This window comes from Marivita sp., assembly GCF_051251565.1.
Lineage (GTDB): Bacteria > Pseudomonadota > Alphaproteobacteria > Rhodobacterales > Rhodobacteraceae > Marivita.
The window spans coordinates 349,349-362,065 of the sequence record NZ_JBPOFB010000001.1; the positions used below are offsets into that span (position 1 = coordinate 349,349).

Genomic DNA, 12,717 nt, shown 5'->3' on the forward strand with positions numbered 1-12,717 from the left:
AGATGGATCAGCGCCCGCGCGGCTTGGCGCGCAAGGTCGGATCGGCTTGGGTGGGATCGTCTGGCCACGGGTGCTTGGGATAGGCCGCGCGCATGTCCTTGCGCACGTCGAAATACGAGCCTGCCCAGAAACCGGGCAAATCCATCGTCGTCTGCACTGGCCGCCGCGCCGGGGACAACAAGGTCACGCGCAACGGGGTTTTGCCGACACAGGGGTGCGTTTTCTGGCCGAACATTTCCTGTAGGCGCAACGCAATTTCGGGGTGATCACCGGAATAATCTATGGGGATGTCGCGCCCGAGGGGCGTTGTGAACTTGCCAGGAACAAGCCGGTCCAACATTTGCATCTGGCCCCAATCCAGCATCAAGCGCAACGGGGCCAGCAAGTCAAACCGCTTCCAATCCTCGGCGCTGCGCACGCCGTCCAGGTGCGGCAACAACCAGTCTGGCAGTGTCTCCAGCAGCGTCGCGTCGGACATATCCGGCAGGTCTTGTCCGGCATCGCGGCCCAAGGCGACCCGCGCGATGAACCGACGGGCGGCATCCGTCATGGCAGGCGCAAGCCCGAGTTCGCGCACCCCGTCCAGCATCGCCAACGCCACCGCACTGGATGGCGCGTCCTTCCAAACCCGATCATCCAGGGCAATGGCTGCGAATTTCTCTTGTTGGCGGGCCACGACGCGGCGGTCACGCTTGGACCAGTCACACAGGTTGACCCATGCGATCTGATCGGCAAACAGGGTGCGCAACGCACTCTCAGTGATCTGAATCGCTTGCCGGATGCGGGCGTCGCGGGGGTTTCCGTCAAGATCGGTTGCCACGATCAACCGCGCCCCGGCAAGCGCATCGCTGTCGTCCATCACCGCACCTTTGCCGCCTGACAGTTGATAGCGCGGCGCATCGCCCTTGCGGCGCAGCCCGATCCGGTCGGGATAGGCAAGGGCGGCCATCTCGGCAGTGGTCAGCCCCTTGGCCTGTGCCTTGGGGGCGGCTGCCCGCAGGCGCTTGGCCTCTGTGCGTATGCGGTCAACCGCGCCGCGATTGACTGTGGCACGGCGGGTCTGGGCGAACCTGTGCGGATCACGCAATGCCTCGATCCGCAGGGCCAGATCTACACCGCCGCCTTGCACAGGATCGCGGTCCGCCATGAGCGCCGCGAGGGGGGCGGCCTCGGGCCCGGCAACGCCAACCATATGCGCCAACCTTGGGTGTAGTGGCAGGCCTGAGAGTGTGCGACCATGGTCGGTGATCCGGTTCTTTGTATCCAGCGCGCCCAGCATCCGCAGCAGGGCTTGCGCCTCGCCGTAGGCACCCGGCGGCGGTGGCGTCAGGAACGGCAAGTCTGCCGGTTGCGCGCCCCACAGGGCCAGCTCCAACGCAAGTCCCGCCAGATCGGCGGCTTCGATCTCGGCTGGAGGGAAGGCCGCCAAGGCACCGTCTTCGCCCTTGGTCCAGAGCCGATACGCGACACCTTCGGCCACCCGGCCCGCACGGCCCGCACGCTGTGTGGCCTCGGCCTTGGTGACTTTCTCGGTCACCAGCCGTGACATGCCAGAACCCGGATCGAACCGCGCCCGCCGCGCCCGTCCACCATCGACCACAACGCGGATGTCTTCGATCGTCAGCGATGTTTCGGCAATGGATGTGGCAAGCACGACCTTGCGCCCTTGGGGTTCCGGCCGGATCGCCTCTTGCTGGGCGTTGAACGGCATCGCGCCGAACAGCGGGCGTATGTGACAATCCTTTGGCAACCGTCCTTCAAGCGCAGCATGCACCCGCCGGATTTCGCCTTCACCGGGCAGGAAGGCAAGGAGTCCGCCTTCGGTCTTGGATGTGGCCTGCGCGATCAGATCGGCTATTGCCGCCTCCAATCGCATATTCTTAGACAGCGGCTTGTCCAGCCATCGTGTCTCGACCGGAAAACTGCGACCCTCAGAGGTGACGATGGGCGCGTGCATGAGTTCGGCCACAGGTGCGGCGTCCAATGTGGCAGACATGGCAACAAGGATAAGATCATCCCGCAGCGCGCTGGTGACTTCCAGACACAGTGCCAGTCCCAGGTCGGCGTTCAAGGAGCGTTCATGAAATTCGTCAAAGATCACCGCGCCAATGCCACGAAGTTCGGGATCAGACTGGATCATCCGCGTCAGGATGCCTTCGGTCACCACCTCGATCCGGGTCGCGTTCGAAACTTTCGCCTCACCGCGTACCCGGTAGCCCACGGTGCGGCCGGTCGGTTCCCCCAGCGTGTCCGCCATACGTTCCGCCGCCGCCCGCGCGGCAAGGCGGCGGGGTTCGAGCATGAGGATCTTCTGTTGCGTCAGCCCGGCCTCAAGCATCGCCAGCGGCACGCGCGTGGTCTTGCCCGCACCGGGCGGCGCTTGCAGCACGGCACGGCCCCGCTGTCGCAGATGGTCAATCAGGTCAGGCAGGGCAGGATCAATCGGAAGCCATGTCATGGCACCTTCTATGCTGGCGACGGTTCTCCGGGCAAGCAGGTCAGGTTTCGTCTTGGGGCAATGCTGCGATGCAGGCGGCGGCCCCGCGCTCTGCCGCACGTTCAAAGCCGGGCAGATCACGGGCCAACTGCGCATCGCGTGTTTGAAGCGCGGTTCGGTCGATGGGCACACGGCGGGTCACGGGATAAGTCTGCCGGTCCCAACAGGGCACCCAGCCGCCATCGTGTGTTTTGCAGCGGGTAAAGACCCGGCGGGTCTGGTATTCTGTCACCCAGTCAAAGCCGCGCGAAAGAGTTGTGGCAATCTCGGCCCGTTCCTTCAATGCAGCACGATACGGGGCAGCGGCATCGTTGATGCAGCGCTCTTGCGGCGTGGCGCAGGCTGCCAAAAGCAGCAGAATGGGGATCAGTCGGGTCATGATTTTACGCTAGCTTAACCAATTTCACGGAGCAATAAATTTGCAGAGGCTTCAAGTGAGGGATGTATTTTATAATTTAAAATCAAGATTCTACCTGTAAAGATTTACGATTTATTCATCTTTGTCCCCATGGGGACAGTCGCAATTTGATCACTTGGGCATTCCCGGAACGCGGCCACTTCGGCGGTCGCCCCCTCCAGATCGACACCCACATTCAGGGCTCCCAGAACGGCCACGGCGCGGCTGTTGAACGCCAGACCGTCCAGAACATTGCCGAACCCGCTGTCGCGCACAGTCAGGGTGTTCAAAGTGATAACATGCCGGCTGGTCGAGATCGTCTGACCTGCCGCGCCCTCAAACCGTAGCGAAAACACCGGAGCTTCGGGCCAGCCCCCGGGGCGGGTCAGGTGAAGCGCGTATTCCGCAAGTGCCGGGTCAAAAGTGACGGTCACATCCATCTCTTGTCCCCGGTGTGACAGGGTGCAGATCGGCTGCAGCGAGAAGTCCCACGCGGCAGCGGGGCCGGTCAGGCTAAGGGCGACAAGGGGCGCGAAACACCATTTCATAGGTCAAAGATAGCGTAGGATGTGCATGGGTCCAACAGAAGGTTGGGCAGCAGATTTGGCCAAGTTGGCGCACGGGGGTGAAAACGCGGTTTGATTGCTTATGTGAAACGAGAGCTACACAGAGGAGAGTCGCCATGAAATGCCCCATCGACGGAACCGCACTCGTGATTGCCGAAAGGTCGGGTGTGGAAATCGACTATTGCCCGCAATGCCGTGGCGTCTGGCTGGACCGGGGGGAATTGGACAAGATCATCGAACGCAGCGCCAGCTTTACACCGCCACCACCGCCCCCGCCTCAACCTGTGCAGCAGGCACAGCCCGCACGCGGTTACGACGATGGCCGCTACCGCGACGATGGCGGATATCACAAAAAGAAAAAGCGCGGCGGATTTCTGGAAGACCTGTTCGACTTTTAAATCGGGTTCCGCTAGGTCGTACACATCTGTCCGACCTGTGGAGGCCGTTATGCATGTGTGGATTGCCGTTGCGAGTTTGCTGGCCCTGAGCGCCTGTGGCGTGCCTTTTGTACCGTTCATCTAGGCCATGAGATTCCGGGTCGGTGGGCACTGGTTGCCCACCTGACCTGCATTAACGTTTTGTTAACGGTTGAGTGATGGTTTGACCGAGCATCGCTATACCGGTGCGTTAGCACTCCGCGAGACCCGTTCAGGCTATGCGCAGTGTAGGAATATCATGCGCAGGTCGTCAGGGCCGCAGGGTGAGCAATGTTTGGCCACCCTTACCAGTCACTTCTTCCGCCGCTTCACATTCCCGCCGCGTTGTCCGGGTCGGCCTGCGGTTGACCGGCCCGATGATTTGACGGCGGCTTCGGCTGCTGCCTCCACGGCGGATTGGCGGGCGAGCGGGTCGTCAGCGATGGCAAGATCAACAGCCTCAAGGCGTTTAACCTCGTCGCGCAGGCGGGCGGCTTCTTCGAACTCAAGGTTCTCGGCGGCCTTGCGCATATCGGTGCGCAGCCCGTCGAGCACGGCTTTAAGGTTCGCACCCGCCAGTGGTTTGTCCACCTTGGCGGTGACGCGATTCATGTCCACGTCACCTTTGTAGAGACCCTGAAGAATGTCATCCACGTTCTTCTTGATCGTCGCGGGCGTGATGCCGTGTTCTTCGTTATAGGCGATCTGCTTGGCGCGGCGGCGGTCGGTTTCGGCCAGCGCGCGCTCCATGGAGCCGGTGATCCGGTCAGCATACATGATGACGCGGCCTTCGGCATTCCGTGCGGCGCGGCCAATGGTCTGAATGAGCGAGGTTTCCGAGCGCAGGAAGCCTTCTTTGTCCGCATCCAGAATGGCCACCAGCCCACATTCGGGAATGTCCAAACCTTCGCGCAACAGGTTGATCCCGATCAGCACGTCAAACGCGCCCAAGCGCAGGTCGCGCAGGATTTCGATGCGTTCGATCGTGTCGATATCCGAGTGCATGTAGCGCACGCGAATGCCCTGTTCGTGCAGGTATTCGGTCAGATCCTCGGCCATGCGTTTGGTCAGCGTCGTCACAAGAACGCGGTAACCATCGGCTGCGACGCGGCGGATTTCGTCCAGCAGATCGTCTACCTGCATGTCAACCGGGCGGATTTCGACCATCGGATCAAGCAATCCGGTGGGGCGGATCACCTGTTCGGTGAACACGCCGCCGGTTTGTTCGATTTCCCACTTGGCCGGGGTGGCCGACACAAAGACCGATTGCGGGCGCATGGCGTCCCATTCCTCGAACTTCAGCGGGCGGTTGTCCATGCAAGAGGGCAGGCGAAAGCCGTGTTCCGCCAGCGTCATCTTGCGCCTGAAGTCGCCTTTATACATGCCGCCGATCTGTGGGACGCTGACATGAGATTCGTCGGCGAACACGATGGCATTGTCAGGGATGAATTCGAACAAGGTGGGAGGCGGCTCTCCGGGGGCGCGGCCGGTGAGGTAGCGTGAATAGTTCTCGATTCCGTTGCAGACGCCGGTGGCTTCGAGCATTTCGAGATCGAAATTTGTGCGCTGTTCCAGCCGCTGCGCCTCAAGGAGTTTGCCTTCAGCCACCAACTGATCAAGCCGGATGCGCAGCTCTTTCTTGATGCCCAACATGGCCTGTTGCATCGTTGGTTTCGGCGTCACGTAATGCGAATTTGCATAAAGGCGGATGCGGTCAAAACTGTCGGTTTTAACCCCGGTCAGCGGGTCGAATTCGGTGATCGCCTCCAATTCGTCGCCAAAGAAAGACAGTTTCCATGCCCGGTCTTCAAGGTGGGCGGGAAAGATTTCGAGGCTGTCGCCACGCACCCGGAATGACCCGCGCTGGAACGCCTGATCGTTGCGGCGGTATTGCTGCGCCACCAGGTCGGCCATGACGGCGCGCTGATCATAGCTTTTACCGACATGCAGATCCTGGGTCATCGCGCCGTAGGTTTCGACCGACCCGATGCCGTAGATGCACGAGACCGAGGCGATGATGATCACATCATCGCGTTCCAAAAGCGCACGGGTGGCCGAGTGGCGCATCCGATCGATCTGTTCGTTGATCTGGGATTCTTTCTCAATATAGGTGTCTGACCGCGCGACATAGGCTTCGGGCTGGTAGTAATCGTAGTAGCTGACAAAGTATTCGACCGCATTGTCCGGGAAGAACCCTTTGAATTCGCCGTAAAGCTGCGCCGCGAGGGTCTTGTTCGGGGCCAGAATGATCGCGGGGCGCTGGGTTTGTTCGATCACCATCGCCATGGTAAAGGTCTTGCCCGTGCCGGTTGCGCCCAACAGCACCTGATCGCGTTCACCAGACACGAGGCCAGCCGACAGGTCGCGGATCGCGTTGGGTTGGTCGCCTGCGGGTTCGAAATCAGTGTTGATACGAAACCGAATGCCGCCTTCCAGCTTCTCGCGGGCGCGGACATCTGGGGCAGGGGCGTGAAGGAGCTGAATATCGGACATGGGTCACCGGACGGAATCAGGGGGTCGTCCAAAAGGTACGTCCCTTGGCAAGAGTGTCAAATTGCGGGGTGGCGGCCAGAATTGCAACCTTGGTCGTACAATGAGTTATTTCCGCGTAACCCCTGAGTTTCTGCACTTTTTGACGTTTCGACCTGGCCTGAACTGCGACAATCCGTGGAACTTTGGTTTTTTCCCTTCCATCGCTGCATGAAATCGGTAGCTTTAAAAGCGCAAGCAGATGGCACCATTTGTTTCGGGCGGCACACACCCACCCCTCGCTCCCCGCAGCCCGAAGTATTTTGTTGCCCTGCTTGCACCGTAGTCTCCCGCTTCCGCTGCGATATCGGCAACCCCCGGTTGGGCTTGCGTGTCGCGTCGTTTTTGACCATATCTTTGGCACAGTCGAAACAGGTGAGACCCATGCGCGCCCGGATTTATCAACCCTCAAAAACTGCGATGTCCTCTGGCACGGCAAAGACGCGCCATTGGGTTCTGGAATTTGCCCCCGACAGCCCGCGCGAGATCGACCCCCTGATGGGCTGGACTTCGTCCTCGGATATGCAAAGCCAGGTGCGCCTGACCTTTGATACGCTGGATGCGGCCCGCGCCTATGCCAAGGAACACGGCATCGAGGTGGTTCAATTCATCCCCAACAAGCGCAAGCCGAACATCCGCGCGCGCGGATACGCGGAAAACTTTGCCGTTGATCGCAAGGGTGCATGGACGCATTGAAGCTGTCCTTTCGCATCGATCCCGTTGTTGCACCCACTTGTGATGTTGTCGACCTGATCACGCGGCATGCTGACATGATGCAAGCGCAAACCCCGTCGGAAAGCTGCCATGTGATGAGCGCGGACGAACTGTTTGCAGCGGGCGCACAGGTGTTCGCGCTGCGCGACGGTGATGAGATGCTGGGCATTGCTGCGCTCAAGCCGTTGGAGGCGACACATGGCGAATTGAAATCCATGCACACCCGCGTCGAAGCCCGCGGGCGTGGCGTAGGGTCCGCTCTTGTCAAACGGATCGTCCTGGAGGCCAGCCATCTTGGCCTGACGCGTATCAGCCTTGAAACCGGATCAGAAGCGCCGTTTGCCGCCGCGCGCCGCTTGTACCAACGCGAAGGCTTTCGCTATTGCGCGCCGTTTGCCGACTATGTTGACGACCCACTCAGCGTTTTTATGACGCGAACCGTATGACGGTCCCTTGCCCCGACGCGGCAAGTTCGGCAAATAAGCATCCAGCGGTCCCTTAGCTCAACTGGATAGAGCAGCTGACTTCTAATCAGCAGGTTGAGGGTTCGAGTCCTTCAGGGATCGCCATTATGTCTACAACAGGTGATGTGACCATCAGATCGTGCCGTCGGTGAGGTACGCGCTGAGCGTGGCTCGGGTTCCGTTTTCCCAGAGTGCTGACAGCCATCCCGCAAACGCAGCGCCGAAGTGCGGGTTTGAGGCGAGGTCGCCGTATATTTGTTTTTGCAACAGCCATGCCTTTGGCGTGTCGCGGGCGGTTTGCGCGGTGGCCATAAGGTCTGGCCAGATCGGGTCATTGGGGTCGATCAGGCTGCCGTCGTCGCGGGTGCCGTGGCACATGCGGGCCCAGAGCGCCTCGGTGAGGGCCAACCCAGAGATCGAAGTGCCCTTTGCCAGACTGTCGCGCAGGATCGGAAGGACAAACCCCGCATGGCGGGATGCGCCGTCGAACGCCACGCGGCGGGTGGTGTCGTGGATCTGCGGGTTGGAAAAGCGTCGCGCGATCAGATCGAGATAGGCATCCGGTGTCATGCCCGGCACAGGCTGCACATGCGGGGCGATTTCGTCGGTCTGGACCTTGCGGAAGAACGCCGCGATCTGGGCGTCCTCCATACAGGCGGCAATGGTCGGCAGGCCCAGGAGTTCGCCGGCATTGGCCAGAACTTGGTGGCCCGCATTGAGCATGCGGATCTTCATCGCCTCAAAGCTGTGCACGTCCTGCGTCAGGGTTGCGCCGACAATCTCCCAGGCGGGGCGGCCTGCGCAAAAGTCATCCTCGATGACCCATTGGCGGAAATTCTCGTGTGTCACGGGCACCGCGTCGATCACGCCAAGCGCGCGGGCGCGGGCCAGCTCGGCCTCGCCGGTGGCGGGCACGATGCAATCGACCATCGCGTTCGGAAAGCTGCTTTGGGTTTCGATCCAATCGGCAAGGTCAGGGTCGGTGGCGCGGGCCAGACCCACAATCGTTTGCCGCAGGATTGCACCATTGCCCTGAAGGTTGTCGCAGGATTGGCCGGTGAAGGGCGCGTGCCCTGCGGCGCGGCGGGTGCGCAGTGCGGCCACCATTGCACCAAAGACGGTTTTGGGGGCGTCAGGGTGGGCAATGTCGTGCTGGAGGTCAGGGTGCGACAGGTCGAGCGCGCCTGTGGCGTTCAGATAATACCCGCCTTCGGTCACGGTCAGCGACACGATGCGGATGGCTGGATCGGACATGGCTGCGATCAGCGGGGCATTGCCCTCGGCCACTGGCACAAAGCCGATCATGGAGCCGATCACCTCGGCGGAGGTGCCAGCCGGATCGAGTTCGATCAGCGTTGTCAGGCAGTCCTGTGCCAACAGCTTGTCGCGCATTTTGGCGTCGCCTGCGCGGACACCTGCGCCGATAATCGCCCAATCATGGGCCAAACCCTGCTGCATCAGCTTGTGCAGGTACCATGCTTGGTGGCCCCGGTGAAAGTTGCCAAGGCCGATATGCACGATCCCTGCGGTCAGTGCGCTGCGGTCATAGGTCGGGCGCGCGATGGCGTCGGGCAGGTGGGGCAGGTTCGCCTGTGTCAGAGGCAGGTTGGTGACGCGGGTCGTATGTGTCAGCTCATCCATTGGCCACCATCCACGTTGTAGCATTGGGCCACGATGTAGGTGGCGTCGTCACTGGCAAGGAACACTGCCATGCCGGTCAGATCTTCTGCGCGGCCCATGCGGCCAAAGGGGACGGCATCGCCGACCTCGCGCTTTTTCTGGCCGGGGGCCTTGTTTTCGTATTTGGCAAAGAACGCATCCACACCGTCCCAGTGTTCGCCATCCACCACTCCGGGGGAAATGGCGTTCACGTTGATGCCGTGCTGGATCAGGTTTTGACCTGCCGATTGGGTGAGCGAGATGATCGCAGCTTTGGTGGCGCAATAGACGGCGACAAGCGGTTCGCCGCGGCGCCCTGCCTGACTGGCCATGTTGATGATGCGGCCTTTGATGCCGCGGTCGATCATATGATTGGCCACCGCCTGAAGCGTAAAGAGCGTACCGGCGACATTGATGTCGAAGGTGCGGGCATAGTCGGCGCGAGTAATCTCGGTGATCGGGGCGGCGGTGAAGATCGCGGCGTTGTTGATCAGGATGTCGATCTGGCCGAGCCTGCCTACAGTGGTGGCAACGGCTGCGTCAATGCTGGCTTGGTTGGTTACATCCATTTCGACCGCGATGGCGTTTGCCCCGATCTCGGAGGCGGTTTGCTCGGCGCGGGTGATATCGATATCGCCAATCGCCACGCGCGCACCTTCGCGCACATAGGCTTCGGCAAAAGCCCGCCCAATGCCTCGCGCGGCCCCGGTGATCAGGGCAGTTTTTCCGGTCAGTCGTGTCATGCGATGCGCAGGCCCTTGTCGTCAAAGCGGTGGAGATGTTCGGCGCGCGGGGTCAGGTACACATCTGCGCCATAGCCCAAAGACAGCTCGCCCGTTGCCCGCACGGTCAGCGGTTCGGAGGACACGTCGGATTGGACGTGGAAGAACGTATCAGAACCAAGGTGCTCGGACACACCGACCTTGCCATGCCATGCGCCTTCGGTTTCGGAAATGTCGATATGTTCAGGGCGGATGCCAATAGTGGTGACGTCGTGTTTGCGGGCTTCGGCCCCGGTGATCAGGTTCATCTTGGGCGAGCCGATAAAGCCCGCGACAAAGGTATTGCGCGGCGCGCGGTAGAGCTCAAGCGGGCTTCCGACCTGCTCGATATGCCCCGCCTGAAGCACGACGATCTTGTCGGCCATTGTCATGGCTTCGACCTGATCATGGGTGACGTAGATCATCGTGGTGGCAAGCCGTTTGTGCAATTCGCTGATTTCAAGCCGCATGCCGACGCGGAGCGCGGCATCGAGGTTTGACAGCGGTTCGTCAAAGAGGAACGCACTCGGTTCGCGTACAATGGCCCGGCCGATGGCGACGCGCTGACGCTGACCGCCGGACAACTGGCCGGGCCGCCGATCAAGGTAGTCGGTGAGGTTCAGAACGGAGGCGGCATTGGTAACACGCCGGTCGATCTCGGACGGATCCATCTTTGCCATGCGCAGGGGGAAGGCGATGTTTTTGCGCACGGTCATGTGCGGATAAAGTGCGTAGGACTGAAACACCATCGCCAGTCCGCGTTTGGCGGGGGGCACCATCGTGGCGTCGGTCCCGTCGATCGAAATGACGCCGCCTGACACGTCCTCCAGCCCGGCGATCAGGCGCAGCAAAGTGGATTTGCCGCAGCCAGAGGGGCCGACGAATACGGTGAATTCGCCGTCTTCAATGGTCAGGTCCAGCGGGGGAATAACCTCGACTTCACCGAAGGCTTTCCTGACTTTGTCGAGCACAATACGTCCCATGGGTGAATTCCTTATTTTACGGCGCCGAAGGTCAGGCCACGGACAAGTTGTTTCTGGCTGAACCAGCCAAGGATGAGGATCGGGGCGATGGCCATGGTGCTGGCCGCGCTAAGCTTGGCGTAGAACAGGCCTTCGGGGCTGGAATAGCTGGCGATAAATGCGGTCAGCGGGGCAGCTTTGGCCGCCGTCAGGTTGAGTGTCCAGAACGCTTCGTTCCAGGCAAGGATGAAGTTGAGCAACAGTGTCGACGCGATGCCAGGAATGGCCATCGGGGTCAGCACATACAGGATCTCTTCGCGCAGGGTTGCGCCATCCATCCGCGCTGCTTCGAGGATCTCTCCGGGAATTTCCCGGAAATAGGTGTAGAGCATCCAGACAATGATCGGCAGGTTGATCAGCATGATGACGATCACAAGGCCGATGCGCGAGTCGAGCAGCCCGAATTCGATGAAGATCAGGTAGATCGGGTAAAGAACGCCGACCGCTGGCAACATTTTGGTCGAGAGCATCCACAACAGGATGTCCTTGGTGCGCGCCGAAGGCACAAACGCCATCGACCAAGCCGCCGGGATGGCGATCATCACACCCAAGATCGTTGAGCCGCCCGCGATGAACACCGAGTTCCACAAGAACCGCATGTAGTTGGAGCGTTCCTGAACCACGGCATAGTTTTCGAGCGTCCAGTCGAAGAACAGGAACACGGGCGGATCGCTGATGGCCTGTGCCTCGGTCTTGAAGCTGGTCAGGATCGTCCAGAGGATCGGGAAAAAGATCAGCAACCCGATGCCCCAAGCCAGCGTTGTGTTGATCACCTTGCGTTGCGTCGTGATGGAACGGGCCATGCGTCTAACTCCTCACGCGTCCAGGTTCTTGCCAACAATGCGCATCAGGAAGATGGCAATGATATTGGCGAGAATGATTGCATAGACGCCGCCTGCTGATCCCAACCCGACGTTCTGGCTTTCGAGAACGCGTTGGAAGATCAGGTAGGTCAGCGTTCGTGTCCCAAAGGCCCCACCGGTGGTGACAAAGATTTCGGCAAAGATCGACAGAAGAAAGATCGTCTGGATCAGGATTACGATGGTGATCGCGCGGGACAGGTGCGGCAGCACCATGTAGAAAAAGCGGGCCACTACAGAGGCGCCATCCATTTCGGCGGCCTCAAGCTGTTCGCCGTCAAGCGACTGGATCGCGGTCAGCAAAATAAGCGTCGCAAAGGGCAGCCATTGCCATGAGACAATCAGAACAATCGAAAAAAGCGGCGCGTCCGACAGCCAGACAACCGGCTCTGCGCCAAAAGCTTCCCAAAGGTGGGACAGCAAACCGTTGTTGGGGTCCATGAAGATGTTCTTCCAGACCAGCGCGGTTACGGTGGGCATAACAAAGAAGGGTGCGATGACAAGGATACGGACAACGCCTTGTCCCCACATCGGTTGGTCCAGCAGGATCGCCAGCAGGATACCAAAGATCACGGTAATGAGAAGCACGCCCAGCACGATAATCAGGGTTGTTTGCACTGCGGGCCAAAAGGCGCTGGAGCTGATGAACCGGACATAGTTGTCGAAGCCGACAAAACCCTGATCGCCGCCGCGCAAAGGAAGATATTGGCGGAACGAAAACCACAGGGTCATGGTGAGCGGAACAAGCATCCACCCGAGAAGCAAAATGACCGCCGGGGCCATCATCAAGCGGGCCGCTGATCGGGATTGTTGGGTTGCCATGACGCAAATT

Annotated in this window: 12 protein-coding genes and 1 tRNA gene; 4 read left to right on the forward strand and 9 right to left on the reverse strand. The window is 60.5% G+C overall.

Annotated features, from left to right (window positions below):
* Positions 1-7: 7 nt before the first annotated feature.
* The 3 genes from hrpB to ACSHXH_RS01675 all read right to left on the reverse strand — a co-directional run bounded on the left by hrpB (position 8) and on the right by ACSHXH_RS01675 (position 3,442).
* Complete coding sequence (hrpB, locus tag ACSHXH_RS01665; RefSeq protein WP_435670007.1) at positions 8-2,458, reverse strand: ATP-dependent helicase HrpB; 2,451 nt, start codon at positions 2,456-2,458, stop codon at positions 8-10.
* Positions 2,459-2,498: 40 nt separating this feature from the next.
* Positions 2,499-2,876, reverse strand: coding sequence for an excinuclease ABC subunit B (locus ACSHXH_RS01670; protein ID WP_435670008.1), 378 nt, complete (start codon positions 2,874-2,876; stop codon positions 2,499-2,501).
* Between the two features lie 104 nt (positions 2,877-2,980).
* Positions 2,981-3,442, reverse strand: coding sequence for an excinuclease ABC subunit B (locus ACSHXH_RS01675; RefSeq protein WP_435670009.1), 462 nt, complete (start codon positions 3,440-3,442; stop codon positions 2,981-2,983).
* 134 nt (positions 3,443-3,576) lie between these two features.
* Between ACSHXH_RS01675 and ACSHXH_RS01680 the strand changes: the two genes are divergently transcribed.
* Positions 3,577-3,858, forward strand: a complete 282-nt coding sequence (locus ACSHXH_RS01680; protein ID WP_435670010.1) for a zf-TFIIB domain-containing protein — start codon at positions 3,577-3,579, stop codon at positions 3,856-3,858.
* Positions 3,859-4,188: 330 nt separating this feature from the next.
* Here the strand turns inward: ACSHXH_RS01680 and uvrB are convergent, their stop codons facing one another.
* Positions 4,189-6,369, reverse strand: coding sequence for an excinuclease ABC subunit UvrB (gene uvrB, locus ACSHXH_RS01685; protein ID WP_435670011.1), 2,181 nt, complete (start codon positions 6,367-6,369; stop codon positions 4,189-4,191).
* Positions 6,370-6,789: 420 nt separating this feature from the next.
* Between uvrB and ACSHXH_RS01690 the strand changes: the two genes are divergently transcribed.
* The 3 genes from ACSHXH_RS01690 (at position 6,790) to ACSHXH_RS01700 (ending at position 7,688) form a co-directional block, all read left to right on the forward strand.
* Positions 6,790-7,101 carry an ETC complex I subunit gene (locus ACSHXH_RS01690; RefSeq protein WP_435670012.1) on the forward strand — a complete coding sequence of 104 codons (312 nt, stop codon included), beginning with the start codon at positions 6,790-6,792 and terminating at the stop codon, positions 7,099-7,101.
* Positions 7,089-7,565, forward strand: coding sequence for a GNAT family N-acetyltransferase (locus ACSHXH_RS01695; RefSeq protein WP_435670013.1), 477 nt, complete (start codon positions 7,089-7,091; stop codon positions 7,563-7,565). Before ACSHXH_RS01690 ends, ACSHXH_RS01695 begins: the two co-directional genes overlap by 13 nt.
* A 46-nt stretch (positions 7,566-7,611) precedes the next feature.
* Positions 7,612-7,688, forward strand: a tRNA-Arg gene (locus tag ACSHXH_RS01700).
* Positions 7,689-7,715: 27 nt separating this feature from the next.
* On the opposite strand, the gene ACSHXH_RS01705 is transcribed toward ACSHXH_RS01700, so the two are convergent.
* Genes ACSHXH_RS01705 through ACSHXH_RS01725 form a run of 5 tightly spaced genes read right to left on the reverse strand, consistent with a single transcriptional unit; the run spans position 7,716 to position 12,707 of the window.
* Complete coding sequence (locus ACSHXH_RS01705; RefSeq protein ID WP_435670014.1) at positions 7,716-9,224, reverse strand: mannitol dehydrogenase family protein; 1,509 nt, start codon at positions 9,222-9,224, stop codon at positions 7,716-7,718.
* Positions 9,212-9,985 (reverse strand): L-iditol 2-dehydrogenase, encoded by a 774-nt coding sequence (locus tag ACSHXH_RS01710; protein WP_435670015.1) that lies wholly within the window; start codon positions 9,983-9,985, stop codon positions 9,212-9,214. The genes ACSHXH_RS01705 and ACSHXH_RS01710 overlap by 13 nt, the downstream gene beginning before the upstream one ends.
* The gene (locus tag ACSHXH_RS01715) at positions 9,982-10,986 is read right to left on the reverse strand and encodes an ABC transporter ATP-binding protein (protein WP_435670016.1); all 1,005 of its coding nucleotides are present in this window, start codon (positions 10,984-10,986) and stop codon (positions 9,982-9,984) included. Before ACSHXH_RS01715 ends, ACSHXH_RS01710 begins: the two co-directional genes overlap by 4 nt.
* An 11-nt stretch (positions 10,987-10,997) precedes the next feature.
* Positions 10,998-11,828, reverse strand: coding sequence for a carbohydrate ABC transporter permease (locus ACSHXH_RS01720; RefSeq protein ID WP_435670017.1), 831 nt, complete (start codon positions 11,826-11,828; stop codon positions 10,998-11,000).
* Between the two features lie 12 nt (positions 11,829-11,840).
* A complete protein-coding gene (locus tag ACSHXH_RS01725) occupies positions 11,841-12,707 on the reverse strand; it encodes a carbohydrate ABC transporter permease (RefSeq protein ID WP_435670018.1) in 867 nt (288 codons plus the stop codon).
* Positions 12,708-12,717: the final 10 nt, after the last annotated feature.